The 19,349-nt window shown below is 63.5% G+C and carries 15 protein-coding genes; 6 read left to right on the forward strand and 9 right to left on the reverse strand.

From position 1 onward, the window contains the following. Positions 1-4 precede the first annotated feature (4 nt). Positions 5-1,297, reverse strand: a complete 1,293-nt coding sequence (locus tag ACSQ3Z_RS29105; protein ID WP_436174699.1) for a M23 family metallopeptidase — start codon at positions 1,295-1,297, stop codon at positions 5-7. A gap of 152 nt (positions 1,298-1,449) precedes the next feature. Then, on the reverse strand, positions 1,450-1,917 hold the full coding sequence (locus ACSQ3Z_RS29110; RefSeq protein ID WP_436174700.1) for a peroxiredoxin: 468 nt from the start codon (positions 1,915-1,917) through the stop codon (positions 1,450-1,452). 96 nt (positions 1,918-2,013) lie between these two features. On the opposite strand from ACSQ3Z_RS29110, the gene ACSQ3Z_RS29115 reads away from it, so the two are divergent. After that, positions 2,014-5,400, forward strand: coding sequence for a hypothetical protein (locus tag ACSQ3Z_RS29115; RefSeq protein WP_436174701.1), 3,387 nt, complete (start codon positions 2,014-2,016; stop codon positions 5,398-5,400). Between the two features lie 38 nt (positions 5,401-5,438). Here ACSQ3Z_RS29115 and ACSQ3Z_RS29120 read toward each other — a convergent pair whose 3' ends face one another. The 3 genes from ACSQ3Z_RS29120 to ACSQ3Z_RS29130 all read right to left on the reverse strand — a co-directional run bounded on the left by ACSQ3Z_RS29120 (position 5,439) and on the right by ACSQ3Z_RS29130 (position 7,693). Then, a complete protein-coding gene (locus ACSQ3Z_RS29120; protein ID WP_436174702.1) occupies positions 5,439-5,975 on the reverse strand; it encodes a GNAT family N-acetyltransferase in 537 nt (178 codons plus the stop codon). 118 nt (positions 5,976-6,093) lie between these two features. After that, on the reverse strand, positions 6,094-7,347 hold the full coding sequence (gene tyrS / locus ACSQ3Z_RS29125; protein ID WP_436174703.1) for a tyrosine--tRNA ligase: 1,254 nt from the start codon (positions 7,345-7,347) through the stop codon (positions 6,094-6,096). A gap of 58 nt (positions 7,348-7,405) precedes the next feature. After that, complete coding sequence (locus ACSQ3Z_RS29130) at positions 7,406-7,693, reverse strand: hypothetical protein (protein WP_436174704.1); 288 nt, start codon at positions 7,691-7,693, stop codon at positions 7,406-7,408. A gap of 126 nt (positions 7,694-7,819) precedes the next feature. Between ACSQ3Z_RS29130 and ACSQ3Z_RS29135 the strand changes: the two genes are divergently transcribed. The 3 genes from ACSQ3Z_RS29135 (at position 7,820) to ACSQ3Z_RS29145 (ending at position 11,433) form a co-directional block, all read left to right on the forward strand. Beyond that, positions 7,820-9,463: an ArnT family glycosyltransferase gene (locus ACSQ3Z_RS29135; RefSeq protein ID WP_436174705.1), complete on the forward strand. Its 1,644-nt coding sequence runs from the start codon at positions 7,820-7,822 to the stop codon at positions 9,461-9,463. An 8-nt stretch (positions 9,464-9,471) separates the two neighbouring features. Further along, a complete protein-coding gene (locus ACSQ3Z_RS29140) occupies positions 9,472-10,323 on the forward strand; it encodes a phosphatase PAP2 family protein (protein WP_436174706.1) in 852 nt (283 codons plus the stop codon). Between the two features lie 297 nt (positions 10,324-10,620). Beyond that, a complete protein-coding gene (locus ACSQ3Z_RS29145) occupies positions 10,621-11,433 on the forward strand; it encodes a class I SAM-dependent methyltransferase (RefSeq protein WP_436174707.1) in 813 nt (270 codons plus the stop codon). A gap of 19 nt (positions 11,434-11,452) precedes the next feature. On the opposite strand, the gene ACSQ3Z_RS29150 is transcribed toward ACSQ3Z_RS29145, so the two are convergent. The 4 genes from ACSQ3Z_RS29150 to ACSQ3Z_RS29165 form a co-directional block, all read right to left on the reverse strand. Continuing rightward, positions 11,453-11,953 carry a cupin domain-containing protein gene (locus ACSQ3Z_RS29150; protein WP_436175182.1) on the reverse strand — a complete coding sequence of 167 codons (501 nt, stop codon included), beginning with the start codon at positions 11,951-11,953 and terminating at the stop codon, positions 11,453-11,455. A 117-nt stretch (positions 11,954-12,070) separates the two neighbouring features. After that, positions 12,071-14,155, reverse strand: coding sequence for an adenylate/guanylate cyclase domain-containing protein (locus tag ACSQ3Z_RS29155; protein WP_436174708.1), 2,085 nt, complete (start codon positions 14,153-14,155; stop codon positions 12,071-12,073). A 728-nt stretch (positions 14,156-14,883) separates the two neighbouring features. Then, positions 14,884-15,540 carry an FMN-binding negative transcriptional regulator gene (locus ACSQ3Z_RS29160; RefSeq protein ID WP_436174709.1) on the reverse strand — a complete coding sequence of 219 codons (657 nt, stop codon included), beginning with the start codon at positions 15,538-15,540 and terminating at the stop codon, positions 14,884-14,886. Positions 15,541-15,553: 13 nt separating this feature from the next. Next, positions 15,554-16,228 carry an alpha/beta hydrolase gene (locus tag ACSQ3Z_RS29165; protein ID WP_006205994.1) on the reverse strand — a complete coding sequence of 225 codons (675 nt, stop codon included), beginning with the start codon at positions 16,226-16,228 and terminating at the stop codon, positions 15,554-15,556. A gap of 240 nt (positions 16,229-16,468) precedes the next feature. Here ACSQ3Z_RS29165 and ACSQ3Z_RS29170 point away from each other — a divergent pair, with 240 nt between their 5' ends. Next, complete coding sequence (locus tag ACSQ3Z_RS29170; protein ID WP_436174710.1) at positions 16,469-17,632, forward strand: cysteine desulfurase family protein; 1,164 nt, start codon at positions 16,469-16,471, stop codon at positions 17,630-17,632. A 188-nt stretch (positions 17,633-17,820) separates the two neighbouring features. Continuing rightward, positions 17,821-19,338, forward strand: a complete 1,518-nt coding sequence (gene sufB, locus ACSQ3Z_RS29175) for a Fe-S cluster assembly protein SufB (RefSeq protein ID WP_436174711.1) — start codon at positions 17,821-17,823, stop codon at positions 19,336-19,338. The last annotated feature ends 11 nt before the right edge of the window (positions 19,339-19,349 follow it).

The following is a 19,349-nucleotide window of genomic DNA, read 5'->3' on the forward strand; positions in this document are numbered from 1 at the left end:
AATCCTAGAGGTACTGCTCGACCTTCTTGCCGACGGTGAGAAAACGCAGCGGGTCGACCGCCTCGCCATTGTGGCGCACCTCGTAGTGCAGATGCGGGCCGGTCGAGCGGCCGCTGCTGCCGGTCTTGCCGATGACGTCGCCGGCCGCGAGCTTCTGGCCGACGGTGACGTCGATTTCGCTGAGGTGCCCGTAGCGCGTGGCAAAGCCATTGCCGTGATCGACCTCGACCATGCGGCCATAGCCGCCGTTCCAGCTGGCCTTGACGACGACACCAGGCGCCGTGACCTTGGCCGCCATGCCGATCGGGGCCCTGAAATCCATGCCTGAATGCAGCGCCGCGGTGCCGAGGATCGGGTCGGTGCGCACGCCGAACGGGCTGGTGACGGAATGGCCGGGGGCGGGGTTGGCGAGCGGCAGCTTCCGCGCTTCCTTCTTCAGATGGTCGAGCGCGTCCAGCGCCTCGTCCAGTTCCTTGACCTTGCTGTCGAAGATCATCGAGCCATCGACCGGGATCAGCGGGCCGCCGGCATCGCTCTTGCCGAAGTCGCTGTCGACCGGCAGCCCGGCTGCCTGCAGCGCCTGGGTTATGGCATCGGCACTCTTGTAGGCGTTGTCGGCAAGCGTGGCGACGCGGGTAAGCTGTTCGGTTTCGATGGCCTTGAGCGACAGGTTGATCGACACGAACAGCTTGTCGGCACGGTCGGCGGCCGAATCGCTGGGCAGCGGGTCGGAGCGCGTCGACCACAGCGAGAACGGCCTGGTGTCGCCGATGCCCGGATTGGCGGCAAGGCTTGCGACTGAATAGGTACCTGGCTGATCGATGCTGCCGGTCACATCGGCATGTTCGTCGGGCTTGGCGACGGCATCGCTTGCTGAGGGCGCGGTGCCGACTTCGCTCTCGGCGCGTTCGAGGATCGGACCGAGGCGGCCGTGGCGCTGGCTGAGCTGGGTCTGCCGCTCGAGAAGCTCGCTCACCTTGGTTTCCATGAGCTGCTGGTCGAGAAGCTGACGGCTGGTGATGCGATCGACCTGGGCGCGAAGCGCCGAGATGCGGTCCTCATAGGCCTGCTGCATGCGTGCCTGGCGTGCCGTGGTGGCGCCAATGAGATCGTCGCGCAGCACCAGATAGGAGGTCGCCAGCAGGTAGCCGATGGCGATCGCCGCCAGCGCCGAGCCGATGAAGGCGGCAAGCCAGGGGCGGATGGTGAAATGTCTTATCTCATTGCCCCGGGCGATGATGACCGTGTGGGGCTCTTTGCGCCTGCCGAAGACCGCTGACTGACCGGTTAGGTTCACGGGACCAAGCTTTCGTTACGACATCAACGACGAGCCTGATTACACATTATTAGGGTTAACAAAGCTTTGCCGGACCGAGGGTGCCGGTAACGAATGCCCGCAGGACGCGCATCGGGTTGCGGGGAAGGGAACAGCCTGCGCTTGCGTGCGCCTCAAAGCGCGCGCACCGCCTCCAGCACCTCTTCGGCATGGCCCTTGACCCGGACCTTTCGCCAGATCCTGGCGATCCGTCCGTCCTTGCCGATCAGGAACGTCGCGCGCTCGACGCCCATATAGTTGCGGCCGTACATCGTCTTTTCGACCCACAGATTGTAGGCCTCGATCACCTTGCGCTCCTCGTCGGCTACGAGGTCGACGGTCAGATCGTATTTTTGCTTGAACTTGTCGTGCTTCCTGATGCTGTCCGGCGACAGCCCGATCACCACCGCGCCGGCCTTCTCGAATTGCGGTTTCAGCTGCGAGAAGCTGATCGCCTCGGTGGTGCAGCTTGAGGTGTCGTCCTGCGGGTAGAAGTAGAGTACAACAGGCTTTCCGGAATACGCGGCGAGGCTGAGCGACCCGCCACCGTCGCGCGGAAGGTCGAATTGCGGCGCATGGTCGCCCACGTCGAGATCAGCCATATCGATGCCCTTGTTTGCGGTTACGCGCCAAGCCGCATCGATATAGTGTCGAGCGGGGATTCGTCCACGATCGAATTCGCTACAACGGAATATTGCGTGGATCAGGAAGAACCGCAGCACGAGAAGATCAGGTTCAGGCGTGACGAGATCACCGACCTGGGGGCTTTTCCGTCTGCATGCAAGGTACCGCCGCTCGGCCGCGCCAAGATCGGCCGCGGCTTTCGAATTCTTGGGCGGCTGGTTGCCGGCCTTTGCGTGCTGGTGCTGCTGGCCGCGGCCGGCGTCTATGTGCTCGGTTCGTCGGGCTTCGGCACCGAACGGCTTCGGGCCGAGGCCGAGACGGCAATCGAGAAACTGGCCGGCGTCGATGTCGATGTCGCGGTCGGGCCGGCACGACTGACTCTCGATGGTTCGAGCTTCATCGCCTTGCAGGTGAGCGACGTCGTCTTGAAGACCGCCGACGGCAAGCCGATGGCCGATGCCGGGCGTGTACGTTTCGGCATAAGGCTGATCCCGCTGCTTTCGGGCGAGGTGCGGCTGACCAGCGCCAGGATTTCCGACGCGCACATCATGGCTGCGACGATGCCGTCGGGTGGCGGCGACTGGACGGCAGCGCTGCGCAACGAAGACGGGCTCGTCGATCCGGAGAAGCTCGCCGACGCGGTGTTCGCCAACGTCAACCACGCGCTCGACGCCGTGCGCGAGGATTCGATGCGTCAGATCGACCTCAGGAATGTCGAGTTCGTGCTGCCGGACACCGGCTCCGTCACGCGGGTCACCGTCGCCGACGCCTCGGTTCTGCAGACAGGGCCGGGCAGCATGCAGTTTTCAGCCAAGGCCGATATCGACGGCAGGGCGCTCACCGTCGCCGCCACGGCCACGCGCGACACCACGACACGGCGCGTTAGCGCGCTGGACGCCAGCGTGGAACTGGCCCAGGCTGAAGGTGCCGCCACGGCCGCCGGCGGAAAGCTGGGCACGGTGGCGCTGAAATTGACGGGATCGGAAGGAGCGGGCGAGACCGCCTCACGGCTTGTGGCTTCCCTGTCACTTGCCGGTTCCGTACTCGATCTCGGCACGCGCGGCCTGCTTCCGGCCGACGTCGATGCCAATGCCACGCTCATCTCCGGCTCGAACAAGGTCCAGGTCGACAGGCTGCTGCTCAAGACCGGTCGCTCGACCTTCGACTTCGCCGGTTCGATCGGACCGAAGCCGGCCACCGGCACGGCGGGCGAGGAGCCATCCTACCGCTACGACCTGACCAGCGACCGTTCGATCTTGTCGCCTTCCGAGTCGCCGGAGCCGGCGCTCAACTTCGTCGCGCGCGTTGCCGGCGTCTACCAGACCAGAAGCCACAAGCTCGTCGCCGAGCAGATCGGGGTCCGGTCGGGATCCACGAGCGAGGTCATGGGCACGGCCTCGGTTACCTTTGTCGACGGCAAGGCGCCGGGCATATCCGTCTCCCTCAACATCCACGACATGCCGGTCTCGCATGTCAAGCAATTGTGGCCCTGGTTCTCCGCCCGCAACGCCCGTCTGTGGGTGCTGAAGAATTTGTTTGGCGGCCGTGTCGTCAACGCCAGCATGGGATTCCAGGTCGTGCCGGATCGTCTCGGCAACGGCGTTCCGCTTTCCGCCAATGAGGTGTTCGGCCGCTTCCAGATCGAAGGGTCGCGCTTCGACACCGCCGGCCGCATTCCGCCGATCCGCGATGCCGTGGGCGAGGTTTCGTTCCATGGCAACGACGTCGACGTCGCACTCACCTCCGGCAGCGTCTTCATGCCGAGCGGCCGCACCGTGGCGGCCAGCAACGGTACGCTAACGGTCAAGCAGGCCAACCGCCCGCCAGTGATCGGCGCGCTCGACATCGACGTCGCCGGCGAGGCGCCGGCGATCGCGGAACTCGCATCCTACGAGCCGATCAACGCCATGCGCCATGTCGGCCTTGCGCCGGAGGATCTGTCCGGCGAGATAACCGGCCACGTCAAGGCGGACATTCCGCTGCAGTCGGGTGTCGACACCTCGAAACTGGATTGGCTGGTATCGCTCGACTACACGGACCTGTCGCTCGCCAAGCCGTTCGAGGACCAGACGGTGACCGAGGCCGACGGGTCGATCACGGTCAGGCCCGATCAGGCGGTGATCTCCGCCAAGGCGCTGCTCAACGGCATCCCGGCCGAACTCGACCTCGTCGAGCCGCTCAAGGACGATGGCCCTCCGCGCAGCCGCAAGGTCGCGCTGGTGCTCGACGACAAGATACGCGCAGCCGCCATGCCCGGCCTGTCGCCGCTGCTTTCGGGAACCATAAAGGTGGCGATCGACAAAAGCGGCGCCGGCGAGCAGAACGTCTCGGCCGACCTCACAAATGCCAGGCTGGATATCCCCTGGGCAGGTTGGAGCAAGGGTGCTGGCGTTCCCGCCAAGGTCACCTTCGTCATGGCGAAGTCCGGCAGCACCACGACGCTGTCGGATTTCGATCTCGACGGAAAGAGTTTTTCCGTCAATGGCAACGTGACGCTGGTCAACGGCGCTCTGTCGTCGGCCCGCTTCAGCAACGTCGCCCTGAACAGGGGCGACGATGTCGCCGTCTCGGTCAAGCGGTCAGGCAGGGGCTACGCCGTCGACGTCAGCGGCGAGGCGCTCGACGCCCGGTCGCTGATCAAGCAATTCACCTCCGACGTCGACACCGCCACCAAGACCACCGGCTCCGATGCGATTTCGGTCAGCGCCGATGTCAACTCCCTGACCGGCTTCCATAACGAGGTGCTGTCCAATCTCAAGCTGGACTACAGCGCCGCCGGTTCCAGGGTGAACGGGCTGAAAGTGAGCGCAACGGCAAGTTCGGGCGCCGCGATAACCATCAGCAACACGGCCGGCGACGGCCAGCGCATGCTCAACATGAAGTCGGCCGATGCCGGCGCCATCCTGCGCTTCCTCAACATCTACGAGCACATGGAAGGCGGCTCGATCGCGCTGTCGATGGCAGGCGCGAGCGACGGGCCGATGAAGGGCCAGGTCGATTCCAGCAACTTTTTCATCGTCAATGAGCCGAAGCTTGCCTCGATCGTCTCGACGACGCCGGCCGGCGACAGCCGCAATTTGAGCCAGGCGGTCAAGGCCGACATCGATACGTCACGGGTCAAGTTCGAGCGCGGCTTCGCCGAGATCGACAAGGGCGCCGGCTATCTGAAACTGGCGAACGGCGTGCTGCGCGGCCCGCGCATCGGCACCACCTTCCAGGGCACGCTCTACGACCAGAGCAACAATATGGACATGACCGGCACCTTCATGCCGGTCTATGGCCTCAACCGCATCTTCGGCGAGTTGCCGCTGTTCGGCCCCCTGCTCGGCAATGGCCGGGATCGCGGCCTGATCGGCGTCACCTACCGGCTGAAGGGCAACGCCAACAAGCCGGTGCTGGACATCAACCCGCTGTCGGTGATCGCGCCCGGCATATTCAGGTCGATCTTCGAATATCGCTGAGGTCAAACCCCGATCAGTTTGAGCGACTGAATTCGATCCTAAGCGGCTACGCGTTTGCCTCGAGCATGTTCACGCCCATGGCACGATGCTGACGTTCGCCTTGTCCATTCCCCTGCCGGACGACGCTCAAGAATCACCAGCCGCCGCATCGGTCGCCGCATGACGAAGGAGATAATGCGCACCAGGCTTCCCATCAGATGGTTGCGTCGCACCTTCGCAGGCGCCGCCCGCGTCTCGATTTGTTCAAAACCCCATCGTGAATAGGCGCCGACATTGGGCTCGGCTGTGATCAGCCAAACGGGCTCCCGATCTTCGGCAAGCAGCGTATCGATCAGCCGCGAAGCAATCCCACGGCCTCGCGCCTCCTTCGCCACGACAAGCGATCCGAGTTCGCGCGAGCCGTCCGTATGTTTGCGCATCTGCACCGCACCGATGATGCTGCCTCCGGTTAACGCAACCAGGAAGTTCGGCCAATTGAGGCCGTTTGGGTTCAGACGCTCAGAACGCACCAACGCGCGAATGGCTTGCTGATCCCGCTCCGTCGCGCGACGAACGACAATAGCCAACTGATCCATGCAATACGCCTCCTGCACCGCGATCTGATCGCATTTCGGCGGCAGGAAGTAGCACGACGTGTGTTTCTACCAAATGTCGTTACAACCGAGCTTATGTTTCCGCGGGCAGTTGATCGCCTCAGGTCGGTCGCGCCAGGACGTGTTTTTTCTTGCCGAGTGAAAGCTTTATGACGTTTTCCGGACTCAAATCCTGAGGTGTCACCATGCGGCGGTCGTCCGAGATCGGCTGGTCGTTCAGGCGCACGGCGCCGCCCTGTATGTGCCGCCGCGCCTCGCCGTTGGAGGCCGCCAACCCGGCGGTGACCAGCAGCGACAATATGCCGACGCCGGTTTCCAGCGCCGCCTTGTCCACGTCCACGCTCGGCAATGTGTCGGCGAGCGCACCTTCCTCGAAGGTCTTGCGCGCGGTCTCGCTCGCTGTCTCCGCGGCTTCCCGGCCATGCAGCATGGCGGTGATCTCGGTGGCGAGGATCTTCTTCGCCTCGTTGATCTCCGAGCCGCCGAGTTGTTGGAGCCGCGCCACCTCGGCGAGCGGCAGCGTCGTGTAGAGTTTCAGGAAGCGGCCGACATCGGCGTCCTCGGTGTTGCGCCAGTATTGCCAGAACTCGTATGGCGACAGCATCTCGGCATCGAGCCAGACCGCGCCAGAAGCCGACTTGCCCATCTTGGCGCCCGACGACGTGGTGAGCAGCGGCGTGGTCAGCGCATAAAGCTGCGCACCTTCCATGCGATGGCCGAGATCGATGCCGTTGACGATGTTGCCCCACTGGTCGGAGCCGCCCATCTGCAGCCGGCAGCCGACGCGCTTGTAGAGTTCGACGAAGTCGTAGGCCTGCAGGATCATGTAGTTGAATTCGAGGAACGACAGCGACTGCTCGCGGTCGAGCCTGAGCTTGACGGAATCGAAAGCCAGCATGCGGTTGACGGAAAAATGCCGGCCGACATCGCGCAGGAAGTTGACGTAGTTGATCTCCATCAGCCAGTCGGCGTTGTTGACCATGACCGCGTCGTGCGCGCCGCTGCCGAATCTGAGGTAGGGCGCGAAGTTGCGGCGGATGCCGACGAGATTGTCCTCGATATCCTGCGGCGTCAAAAGCTTGCGCGCCTCGTCCTTGAAGGACGGGTCGCCGATCATCGAGGTGCCGCCGCCCATCAGCGCGATCGGCCGGTGGCCGGTCTGCTGCAGCCAGTGCAGCATCATGATCTGGATCAGCGAGCCGGCATGCAGGCTCCTGGCGGTCGCGTCGAAGCCGATATAGGCGCTCACCGTTTCCGTGGCGAAAAGCTGGTCGAGGCCGGCATCATCCGAGGTCTGGTGGATGAAACCGCGCTCGCTCATCGTGCGCAGGAAATCGGATTTGAAGGCGAACATTGTTTCTTTCCCGAAAGCACCCGGCGGCGGCCGCCGGGCGTGATATGAACGCGGGCGTTTAGCATCCGCGGGCGATCAGCAAAAGTGGTTTCCGGTTTTGCGTCCGATCGCCCGCCAACAAAAGACCGGCGATCAGCAAAAGTGGTTTCCGGTTTTGCGTCCGATCGCCCGCCAACAAAAGACCGGCGATCAGCAAAAGTGGTTTCCGGTTTTGCGTCCGATCGCCCGCCAACAAAAGACCGGCGATCAGCAAAAGTGGTTTCCGGTTTTGCGTCCGATCGCGCTTCATCTGGCAAGCGCGATCAGCAAAAAGTGGAATCCGGTTCGCGGCCCGCGCGGATGCCATTTGCGAATCCTTGCCTCATCGTTTTGGCTGGCGTAATGAGGCGCCGCGCAACGGCTTCGCCCGAAGCGCCGCGACGAGGCCAATCGACCGCCCCGCAGATCAAGTCAGGAATCCGGCCTCCCGCACATGAACAGGAACTACCTCATCCTCTTTCTGTTCAGCCTGCTGATGACGGTCGGCGGGTTGATGAGCCTTCCGCCCGTCGATCGCGACGAGTCCCGCTTCGTCCAGGCCACCAAGCAGATGGTCGAGACCGGCGACTATGTCGATATCCGGTTTCAGGATGTCTCCCGCTACAAGAAGCCGATCGGCATCTACTGGCTGCAATCGGCGGCGGTCGCGCTGAGCGGGCAGGGGGCCGAAGCCCCGATCTGGGTCTATCGCCTGGTGTCGGCCCTGGGTATCGCCCTGGCCGTCGTCGGCATGGCCTGGACGGGCACAAAACTCTTCGGCGCCAAGGCCGGTCTCGCCGCCGGCCTGATGATGGCCGCGATCTTTGCCACTGCCTTCGAGGGCCGCGACGCCAAGACAGACGCCATGCTTCTGGCCTGCTGCGTGGCTGCGCAGGGTGCGCTGGCGCAGATCTACCTGGCCTCGCGCCGGAACGAACCGGTTGCCGGCCATCTGCCGTGGGTCTTCTGGATCGCCCAGGGCGCGGGAATCCTGATCAAAGGCCCCGTGAGCCCGCTACTGTCGGTCCTGACGGTCGCAGCGCTGTTCGCCTTCGAGCGTGACTGGCGCTGGCTGTTGAAGCTGAAGCTTGTGCGCGGTGTTACGCTTGTTCTGCTGATGGTGCTGCCTTGGGTCGCGCTCATCACCTGGAAGAGCGGCGGCGCCTTTCTGCAGGAGGCCGTCGGCAAGGACATGATAGCCAAGGTCGCGCAGGGCGAGGAGTCGCACGGGCTTCCGCCCGGCTTCTACATGCTGACCTATTCGTTGTTCATGTGGCCGTTCGGCCTGATTGCGGTTGGCGCCGGGTTGCAGGCAATCAACCGCTTCTGGGACGACCCGCGCCTGCGCTTCTGCCTCGCCTGGTACATCCCGTTCTGGCTGGTGTTCGAGTTGATCCCGACCAAACTGCCGCATTATGTCATGCCGGCCTATCCGGGCATGGCGCTGCTGATCGGCTGGCTGCTCACCTTGCCGGCCGAGGAGGCGAATGCGCCGCTCCGGCGCTGGCAGTCCTGGCTGTGGTGGTCGACCGCCTTTGGGCTTGTCGTGGTCTCCATAGGCCTGGCAGTCGTCTGCATCGGCGCGCCGCTCTATCTGGCCAAGGCATTCTCCTGGTGGAGCATCCCGACGGCCCTTGCCGCACTCGCCGCCGGCTATCTCGCCTTCCCGCGCCAATTGCAGGTGCCGCTCGCCCGTATCGGCGCCATCGCCGTTTGCGCCGGCATCACCTTCTCCCTGCTGTTCGGCGTCATCGCCCCATCCTTGAAGCCGATCTGGCTGAGCCCGGCGATCAAGGCTGCCGTCGAGGCAAACCGCCCGTGCGAGACGAGCGTGCTCGCCTCCGCGCCGTATCATGAGCCGAGCCTGGTCTTCCTGGTCGGCACGAAGACGATCCTGACCGATGTCGATGGCGTCGGAAAGCACTTGCTCGACGACCCGGCTTGCGCGCTCGGACTGGCGCCTGTCGGTGACGAGAAGAAACTGAACGACGCTCTGGCCGGACAAGGCAAATCTGCGCGCCGGCTGGCCGAGATCGACGGCCTTAACTACTCGTCGGGAGACAAGCTGGCGCTCGGCCTCTACCGGGTGGACCAGTGAAGACGTCGATGGCCCCGCCCGCGGTGTTCCGCCGGTCGCTCGGCAACTTTCTCGACACGATGCGGATCGTGCGAAGGCGCTTTGCCGTGCGCAAGGCCGACTATCCGCGCATAGCGTGGCCGGTCTGGCTGCTCGCCTGGATCATGCTCACGGCGGCAGTCTTCTTCCGCCTTGACCATGCGGCAGGGACGCTTTGGGGGGAATGGCCTCACGGGCTTGCCCGCTTCACCGAGTTTTTCACCGACTTCGGCCTGGGCGGCTGGTATCTCATCCCGGCCGCACTCTGCCTTGTCGCCGCCAACCTCACCGACTGGCGAAGCCTTTCCCGGCGCGCGCGGATGCTCGTCTACAACTGGACCTGCTTTGCCTTTCTGGTGCTCGGCGCGGTCGGTCTTTCGGGCATTGCCGTCAATCTGCTGAAATACGGCATCGGGCGGGCGCGTCCGCGCTATTTCGACGATTTCGGGGTGTTGTCGTTGCATCCCTTCGCCATGGATGCGCGCTTTGCCGGCTTCCCGTCCGGCCACGCCACCACCATGGGCGCCGTGTTCGGCGTCGCGCTGCTCTTGTTTCCGAGACGCTGGTACATCGCGCTGGCAATCACCGCGTGTATCTCCTCGACGCGGGTGTTCGTCGGCGCGCACTATCCCAGCGACACCGTCGCCGGCTTCGGCCTCGGCTGCGCCAGTGCGATCCTGTGCGGACTGGTCTTTGCCCGGCTCGGCTTCATCTTCCGCCGGACGTCGGCCAAGCTGCCCATACGCAAGACGACCTTTCGGCTCGCAGGCTATGGCGGGGCAGGCAACAGTCGAGTGGCGTCCAGACAGGGCGAAGATCGCGTCGCCGCGGACCGACCTTAGGGTCAAAACTCAATCGTCAGGGTCGCCAATGGCCGGGATGGGTGGGAAGTTGCCGTTCGGCTCAATAGCCAGAATGCGCAGGTTGCGCCAGAAACGGTCATCCACCGCCGTTTCTCGAATGACCGCAGTTTGGCCGGAAGCGGACTTTCCGTTTTCGGGTGACTGGGCTAGAAAGCGGACTGGGTCCAGGGTGTCGCGAACCGGCTTTGCCCGGTCAGTTAAAGCCTGCCTGGCAACACGTCTTTGGTCCTTCGTTGATCCGTCGTAGGGTTCGTGGCCAAGCGGAGGGTCCAGACGATGTCCAGTGCCGACTATTTGCTGTCGGACAGCGCTTCAGAGCTTGAGCGCCTGCGCCTCCAGGCGCGCGTATGGGAGCCGGAGACAGAGGCGTGGCTTGACAGCCTTGGCCCGATGGAGGGCTGGCACTGCTTGGATCTCGGTTGCGGGGCCATGGGCATCCTTGGGTCTCTGGCGCGGCGCGCCGGGGCTTCAGGGCGCATCGTAGGTGTCGACATCGATGCCATGCAGCTTCGCGCCGCCCGCGCCTTTATCGCCGAAAACAATCTGCCGAAGGTTGAGATCCTGGAAGCTGACGCCTACGCCTCCCCGCTTCCCGCCAACTCGTTTGACCTCGCGCACGTCCGTTTCCTCTTTGCGCCGGTCGGCCGGGATGCGCAGCTGATGGACGAGCTTTGGCGGTTGACGAAGCCTGGCGGCATCATTGCGATCCAGGAGCCGGACAGCGCGGCGTGGCGCTGCTACCCGCCGTCTGACGCGTGGGACCGGCTGAAGGCCGCAATTCTCGAAGCATTCCGCCGCGGCGGAGGTGATTTCGACGCAGGCCGACGTACTCACAAGATGCTGCGCGAGCGGGGAGCTGAGGACTTGCGCGTGCGCGCGGCCGTTGTTGCCCTAGCGCCCGGTCACCCGTACCTGCGGCTGCCTATCCAGTTCGCGACGTCGCTAAGGAACCGAATTCTGGACGCTGGCCTGATGACCAAATCCGAGCTGGATGAGGCGATCGTTGAATGCGAGCAAGTTGCAGGTGATCCGCAAACCACGGGCCTGACATTCGTCGTCACTCAAGTGTGGGGTCGCAAGCCGGTCTGAAATCGCGCCCAAACGACACTTAGCTGCGCTCGCTTGCCGACAACAAAGTGCCTCCAACCCGGCGCTGGGCTTGGTTCGAGGGGCAGATCGATCTCGACCCTGACCGGATGGTGTTCAGTTCGGCGCCTATGGTCCAGCGACGACTAAGGGTTGCCCGGTAATCTCCATATCGAATTGGGCCGCGATCGCTTTGACTTCTACGAGATCGCGCGGAATCTCCAACCCCTGTGCGGCAACCGTCGGGAAAAAGCTTTCGAGACCACCCGGGGACAGAACGGGCGATCCATCGTGCACGCTCAACGACGACGAACGTGTGCTCAACGCCAGCGGGAATGTAGAATAGTTCTCCGGCGGTACGTTCGGAAGCTTCCCCGGCACACCAGAAGCGTAGCCGCCCTTGGAGAATGACGAAGACTTCGTCGGACTTGGGATGGCGGTGGCGCGGCGGTCCATCGCCCGGACCAGCACCGGATGCAAATGCCCCAAACTTTCCGCCGGTCTCGCGCGGCGTCAGAAGCACTTCGTAGTGCGTACCATTCCAATCGGCTTGAGTACCAGGTGCTACTCGCGCGCCCGCGGCGAAAGCCGTTGACGGCGTATAGGTGGAGGGCAAGCCGGCATCGGAGGTGCCCCGCGACTAAAATCTCAATACCCAGGCTTCCACTTTTCCCTTGCCTTTGACTTCGATAGCGCCGCGCGGCTCGAAGACGAATTGGTCCTTGAGCTGTTCGTAGACGGGGCGCGTCACCTGAACGGAGTCGGGAATTCCGCCAGACTCCATGCGGCTCGCCAGGTTCACTGTGTCACCCCATAAATCATAGATGTACTTACTCTTCCCAATGACGCCGGCGACCACTGGCCCGCTGTTGACGCCAACCCTGAGCTTCATCGAGACGTTGTGTTCCATCGCGTGCTCGCGGGTAATGTGGACCATGCGGATGGCCATGCGGACCATGCGCTCGGCGTGGTTGGCCACCGGCACGGGTAGGCCGCACACCGCCATATAGGCGTCGCCCACCGTCTTGATCTTCTCGATACCGAGATCATTGGCGGCAACGTCAAAGCGCGTGAAGAGTCCGTTGAGAAACGTCACGACATCGTGCGGCGGCATCTCCGATGTCAGCGCCGTGAACCCGACCAGGTCTGCGAAGGCGACCGTGACCTCGGCGAAGCCGTCGGCGATCCCCTCCTCGCCACTGCGCAGCCGATTGGCGATCGGTGCCGGCAGGACGTTGAGCAGCAGCAGCTCGTTCTCGCGGTTCTTGTTCTCGATCACGACATTCTTTTGGTGCAGATCCTCAACCATGCCATTGAAGGCTGAGCAGAGCTCGCCAATCTCGTCGCGCGTGCGGACCGGCACGCTGACCGCATAGTCGCCAGCAGAGAAGCGTTTCACCCCGGCAGTGAGATCGCGGAGCGGTCCGAGCAGCGCGCGCGAAAGCCAGGCGGCGGTGGCGGCCACCACGAGCAGCGCCAGTCCCCCGACGAGCAGCAGATCCCGGCGGAGTTCGGCGATCGGTGCGAAGGCCTCGGCGCTGTCGATCTTGGCGACGAGAGCCCACTTGACATCGGAAATCGCGAGCGGTCCCCATGAAGCGAGCGTCGGGACGCCACGGTATCCGATGATCTCGCCCGTGCCCTCGACACCGGCGAGCGCGGCACGGGTGGCCTTGGTGTCGATGCGCTGATGCAGCACTGGTGTCCGGTAACGCTGAATGGCGGCGATCTCCTCGTCCGAAGCGCCGACGGATTTGAGGTCGGCGAAGTAGTTTTCCCGGTTCTCGTAGAACGCCCGCGGGCCAGAGCGCACCAGATAATCGGGTCCGACGAGATAGGCCTCACCCGTGTCGCCGAACCCTTCCTGCCGCCAGCGGCGATCGCCGGTGACAACGTTGTCGATCTCATCATTCGACAATTGCGCGACCAGCACGCCGATGACGACGCCCTGGGCGATCACCGGTGCTGCCATGAAGGCGATCGGTGCGCCGCCTGATGGCGCATAGGAGGCGAAATCTTCGAGGCAGATGGCTGACGGGTCTGCGATCTGCGAGCAGCGGGCGACGGCGGCCGCGACGTTGGTGCGGCGGTACGGACCGAACTGAAGAGACGTGGTGAAATCCAGCTCCTTCTCGACCGTATAGATCAGGCGACCTGATTTGGGATCGGCAATCATGAAATCGAAAAAGCCGACCGTGGTAGCCGCAGCGCGCATCAATGGATGATATATGGCATGAAGCCTGGAGTATTCGCTTCGGTCGCCGGCGTCGTCGACAAGCTTGCGCCGCTCCGCCGGGTTGGGATTTTCCACAATGTAGTGATACTGCAGATAGTAGGGGGCACCACCGACCGGCAGGTAGTCCGACAGGGCTGGTTCCCTGCCCAGGGTGCGCGTCATTCCGGGGATGAAGTTCTCAGCGTACCAATCGCCGACCTTCTGCCGCAGTTCAGGCGGCGCGCCTGCCCGGTCGAGCTGGTCGACCGCGATCCGGAACTCGCGTGTCGCATCGACTACCATCTTGGAAGTGGCAAGCAGGCGCAGCTCCGCCTGGATCGTGCGGAAGTAGTTTTCAACCTGGCGCGTCTTGGTCTGACGGGCGGCCGTGAGTTGGTCGAAGACTGCTTTTTCGAGAGCGTCGCGGGCGCGGAAGTAACCGAGCGCCCCGGTCACCAAGACCGCGATCGCGCCAAGAAGGACGAGGGTTGTAAACAGCTTTGCGGCCAAGCCCCAGCCCGCGGGGCGGGATGAGCCGGTCACACCTGGAGAAGACATGAGATCTGACTTTGCTTTTGCATCACGTCTTCGGAAACAGGAGCGTCGGCGTCGCGTCGGACGGTTGCGGCAAGCCGAGATTGTGTTTCATCTGTTACCCTCTCCTCGCATATGCATACCAACTTTACTGCGAGACGTGTGCGGGAATGCGTTGTCGATTTGCCCGTGGGACCGCACGGCGCAGAAGCGTCGCGGTCTCACGGACACAGTCCCCTCGTTTAATCGCTAGGGCTACCAGCTATACGCACCAACTGCATAGCGCCGCACCGTGCGCCGCGCCACCCCGGCGAGCAAACGGTTACGGCCGTGGCCTCGCGCTTCGGCGACTTTTCCGCCGAGTACAAGCGCCAGTTTGCGGAACTGGCCTCCATCACGCTCGCCATGGCGCTCGGGACGAGTCAGCCCGTCGCGAAACCCCACTGAGCACCACGCTTTTAGCGACGACTTGTCCAACGTCCGAAATGACTTGGAAAGTTGCCGTTCCCGGAGCGGTAAATGGGTCAAACCCGGACTTCATCCCGCCTGAGCCGACCGTCTGCTTTCGGGAAACGACCAAGGAGACCTCAATGTGGGATATGCGGCGCAAAGCTGCCGTTCGCGTCGTGGGAGACGTACGCCGGCTTCGGGTCGAACTCGGTTGTTCAGAGTGATTGGGTTTGACCCAAGAGCCTCGGCCTCAGTTATTCGCGCTCGATACCGCCATAGGATCTGACCAGTTCGGCCATGTCCGGCGCGCTTGCGCTCGGCGCCTCGCTCTCCAGCCCCTCGGCGACGCCGACGCGGTCGGCGACCGGCCGGTTCTGGCTGACCTTCCACTTGCCGCTGATGTCGGTGATCTCGATTTCGAGCCCGACAATACCCTTGATCTGCGACTGGATGAAGCTGTCTGGCGCGTCGGTCACAGCCCAGGGCGCCTTGCGGCTGCCTTCCTGCGACGCCGTCAGTTCGACGATCTGCTGCGCCAGCCAGGCTTGGTCCTCGATCACCTTGACCTTGCCGCGCACCTGGACGATGGCGTAGTTCCAGGTCGGCACGACCTTGCCGGTCTCGCGCTTGGTCTCGTACCAGGACGGCGTCACATAGGCGTCGGCGCCCTGGAAGACGACCAGCACCGGCGAAGCGGGGCTCTCGGCCAGCAGCCGCCATTGCGGGTTGGCCTTCGCCAGATGGGCGCGCAACCTGCCCTTCGGGCCAATATCGGCGTCGAGCAGGAACGGGATTGCGTTCGCGACCGGGCCCTCGTCGCCGTTCGAGACCAGCAGGCCCAGCGGATGCGCTCGTATCAGCCCGTGCAGGATGTCCTGCCGCGTTTCCTGGAAATGAGGAGGCTGATACATGGCGATCCTGTCCCTACCTCAGCCGCTTCGGCCGCGGGTCCGACAACTCGCCGGCCAGCCGCCGGTCGAGGTAATCAGCGCATTCCTGCAGCAGCAGGTCCGCGTCATTGGCGAAGAAATGGTTGGCGCCAGGCAGGGTCTTCTGGGTGATGGTGATGCCCTTTTGCGTGTGCAGCTTGTCGACCAGCGCCTGCACGTCCTTGGGCGGCGCCACCTTGTCGGCGTCGCCATGGATGATCAGGCCCGACGACGGGCAGGGCGCCAGGAACGAGAAATCATAGGTGTTGGGCTGCGGTGCGATCGAGATGAAGCCCTCGATCTCGGGGCGACGCATCAGAAGCTGCATGCCGATCCACGAGCCGAACGAATAGCCGGCGACCCAGCAGCTCTTGGAATCCGGGTGCAGCGACTGCACCCAGTCGAGCGCGGCGGCCGCATCCGACAACTCGCCGGTGCCGTGGTCGAATTCGCCCTGGCTGCGGCCGATGCCGCGGAAATTGAAGCGAAGCGTGGTGAAATCCCGCTTCTGGAACATGTAGAAGAGGTCGTAGACGATCTTGTTGTTCATCGTGCCGCCGAACTGCGGGTGCGGGTGCAGCACAATGGCGATCGGCGCGCTCTTTTCCTTGGAAGGCTGGTAGCGACCCTCAAGGCGGCCGGCCGGACCGGTAAAAATGACCTCAGGCATAAAATACTCCACATGGCATAAGAATGCGCGGCGCCCGGAACACTCTTTCCTCTGGCCTTGACGCAGGGCGAGCGTCTTCTTAGAAGCTAGTTTAGAATTGTTCAAAACTGGGTGGCCAAAACCTGCCGGCCAGGCCGCCCTCGCCGCAAGCCGGGTAAATAGGACGGCTTGCCTTGCGATTTCAAGGAAATAACGCGCTATCCTCGCCGAATGGCTTTTGACGGGACCAATTGAAGGAAAATGGCCGCAACTCGCGCCTATCTCGACTACAATGCCAGCGCGCCACTCACTGCAGAGGCGCGCGCGGCCATGGTTGGCGCGCTCGATGTCGGCGCCAATCCGTCGTCGGTCCATGCCGAGGGCCGCGCCGCGCGGAGGTTGATCGAGGATGCGAGGCGCGAAGTCGCCCGCCTGGTCAACGCCAAGCCGGAGCATGTCGTGTTCACCTCGGGCGCGACGGAAGCCGCCTCGACGCTTCTTTCGCCCGACTGGCAGATGGGACGCGGCACTGTCCGAATGAGCTGGCTCTACGTGTCCGAGGCCGATCACCCGTGCTTGCTCAATGGCGGCCGCTTCCCGGCGGCGCAACTGACCCGGATCGGCGTCGACGCCAACGGCATCGCCGATCTCGGCGCATTGGCGGCGGCCCTTGCCGCCCATGACAAGGCCGATGGCCTGCCGCTGGTGGCAATCCATGCCGCCAACAACGAGACCGGCGTCATCCAGCCCATCGACCGCATTGCCGAAATCGTCAAGGCGGCGGGCGGAATACTCGTCGTCGACGCGGTGCAGGCGGCCGGCCGTATCCCCATAGACATGTCGGCGCCTTACACCGACTATCTGATCCTGTCCTCGCACAAGATCGGCGGCCCCAAGGGCGTCGGCGCCATGATTGCGGCGTCTGACCTGATGATGCCGAAGTCTCTGGTCAATGGCGGCGGCCAGGAAAAGGGCCACCGCGGCGGCACCGAAAACCTGGCGGCCATCGCCGGGTTTGGCGCCGCGGCACGACAGGCGCTGGCCGCACTGAACGACGTCGATACGCTCGCCCACCGCCGTGATGAGGTCGAAACGATCGTCAAAACACTGGTTCCGGACGTGGAAATCTTCGGAACCGGCGCTCCAAGGCTTGCCAACACGACATTCTTCGCTATTCCCGGCATCAAGGCCGAGACGGCGCAGATCGCCTTCGATCTGGCGGGCGTCGCCCTGTCGGCGGGATCGGCCTGTTCGTCGGGCAAGGTCGGTCCGAGCCATGTGCTGAAGGCCATGGGCTATGGCGACGGTCTTGGTGCCTTGCGCGTGTCCATCGGCCACGCAACGAGCGCCGAGGACATTGAACTGTTCCGCGCAGCGCTGGCAGCTATCGCCGCGCGCCGGGCGGGCAGGGAAAAGGCCGCTTGAGGGCGGCAAAAGGAATGCTGGCCGCAAAGGCCTGGTAGAGCCGTGCGTTTCAAAGTGGCCGGGTGAATTCCCGGTCGGGACGCACTATATGGAACTTACGCCGCCTCGGGTGCCCTGCGGGTGCTCGTTGGCGATGCCATAGTTTGAAAACTGTCGGGCCTTGACCCCGGCGTGGATGGAGAACGCTTATGCCTGCTGTGCAGGACACGATCGATCGGGTCCGAAAGATCGACGTCGACCAGTATAAATACGGATTCCAGACAGAGATCGCGATGGACAAGGCCCCCAAGGGCCTGAGCGAAGACATTATTCGCTTCATCTCGGCCAAGAAGGACGAACCGTCCTGGATGCTGGAATGGCGTCTGGAGGCCTATCGCCGCTGGCTGACGCTGGACGAGCCGACCTGGGCGCGCGTCGAGTATCCGAAGATCGATTTCCAGGACATCTACTATTACGCGGCGCCGAAGAGCACGCCCGGCCCGACCTCGCTCAGCGACGTCGATCCGGAACTCTTGAAGGTCTACGAAAAACTCGGCATTCCGCTCAGGGAGCAGGAAATCCTCGCCGGCGTGCAGAAGACCGACGTGTCGGAATTCGAGGAAGCCAGCGACAATGTCTACAAGTCGGGCCGCGTCGCCGTCGACGCGGTGTTCGATTCCGTGTCCGTCGTCACCACTTTCAAGAAGGAACTGGCGCAGGCCGGTGTCATCTTCTGCTCGATCTCGGAAGCGATCCGCGAGCATCCGGAGCTGGTGAAGAAATACCTCGGCTCGGTCGTGCCGACCTCCGACAATTTCTACGCCACGCTGAACACCGCCGTGTTCACCGACGGCTCCTTCGTCTTCGTGCCCAAGGGCGTGCGCTGCCCGATGGAGCTGTCGACCTATTTCCGCATGAACGAGAAGAACACCGGCCAGTTCGAGCGCACGCTGATCATCGCCGAGGAAGGGGCTTACGTCTCCTATCTCGAAGGCTGCACGGCGCCGCAACGCGACGAGAACCAGCTGCATGCCGCGGTGGTCGAGCTGGTCGCGCTCGACGATGCCGAGATCAAATATTCGACGGTGCAGAACTGGTACCCCGGCGATGCCGAGGGCAAGGGCGGCATCTACAATTTCGTCACCAAGCGCGGCGATTGCCGTGGCCACCGTTCGAAGATCTCGTGGACGCAGGTCGAGACCGGCTCGGCCATCACCTGGAAATATCCGAGCTGCATCCTGCGCGGCGACGATTCCAGCGGCGAGTTCTATTCGATCGCGGTGTCGAACGGCTACCAGCAGGTCGACAGCGGCACCAAGATGATCCATCTCGGCAAGAACACGTCGAGCCGCATCATCTCCAAGGGCATCGCGGCCGGCTTCTCGCAGAACACCTATCGCGGCCAGGTCTCGGCGCACCGCAAGGCGACCAACGCCCGCAACTTTACCAACTGCGACTCGCTGCTGATCGGCGACCAGTGCGGCGCCCACACCGTGCCTTACATGGAAGCCAAGAACTCGACCGCACAGTTCGAGCATGAAGCGACCACCTCGAAGATTTCCGAGGACCAGAAATTCTACGTCATGCAGCGCGGCATTCCCGAGGAGGAGGCGATCGCGCTGATCGTCAACGGCTTCGTCAAGGACGTCATCCAGCAACTGCCGATGGAATTCGCCGTCGAGGCGCAGAAGCTGATCGGGATCTCGCTCGAGGGCTCGGTCGGCTGACCGGACAGATA

The organism is Mesorhizobium sp. LjNodule214 (genome assembly GCF_964252735.1).
Lineage (GTDB): Bacteria > Pseudomonadota > Alphaproteobacteria > Rhizobiales > Rhizobiaceae > Mesorhizobium.

Coding starts and splice junctions, on each gene's coding strand:
- ACSQ3Z_RS29130 (WP_436174704.1), bottom strand. CDS start 7,693: ATGGCATCCGCGCGGGCCGCGAACCGGATTCCACTTTTTGCTGATCGC.
- ACSQ3Z_RS29110 (WP_436174700.1), bottom strand. CDS start 1,917: ATGGCTGATCTCGACGTGGGCGACCATGCGCCGCAATTCGACCTTCCG.
- ACSQ3Z_RS29145 (WP_436174707.1), top strand. CDS start 10,621: ATGTCCAGTGCCGACTATTTGCTGTCGGACAGCGCTTCAGAGCTTGAG.
- ACSQ3Z_RS29160 (WP_436174709.1), bottom strand. CDS start 15,540: ATGTATCAGCCTCCTCATTTCCAGGAAACGCGGCAGGACATCCTGCAC.
- ACSQ3Z_RS29135 (WP_436174705.1), top strand. CDS start 7,820: ATGAACAGGAACTACCTCATCCTCTTTCTGTTCAGCCTGCTGATGACG.
- tyrS (WP_436174703.1), bottom strand. CDS start 7,347: ATGTTCGCCTTCAAATCCGATTTCCTGCGCACGATGAGCGAGCGCGGT.
- ACSQ3Z_RS29120 (WP_436174702.1), bottom strand. CDS start 5,975: ATGGATCAGTTGGCTATTGTCGTTCGTCGCGCGACGGAGCGGGATCAG.
- ACSQ3Z_RS29140 (WP_436174706.1), top strand. CDS start 9,472: ATGGCCCCGCCCGCGGTGTTCCGCCGGTCGCTCGGCAACTTTCTCGAC.
- sufB (WP_436174711.1), top strand. CDS start 17,821: ATGCCTGCTGTGCAGGACACGATCGATCGGGTCCGAAAGATCGACGTC.
- ACSQ3Z_RS29165 (WP_006205994.1), bottom strand. CDS start 16,228: ATGCCTGAGGTCATTTTTACCGGTCCGGCCGGCCGCCTTGAGGGTCGC.
- ACSQ3Z_RS29170 (WP_436174710.1), top strand. CDS start 16,469: ATGGCCGCAACTCGCGCCTATCTCGACTACAATGCCAGCGCGCCACTC.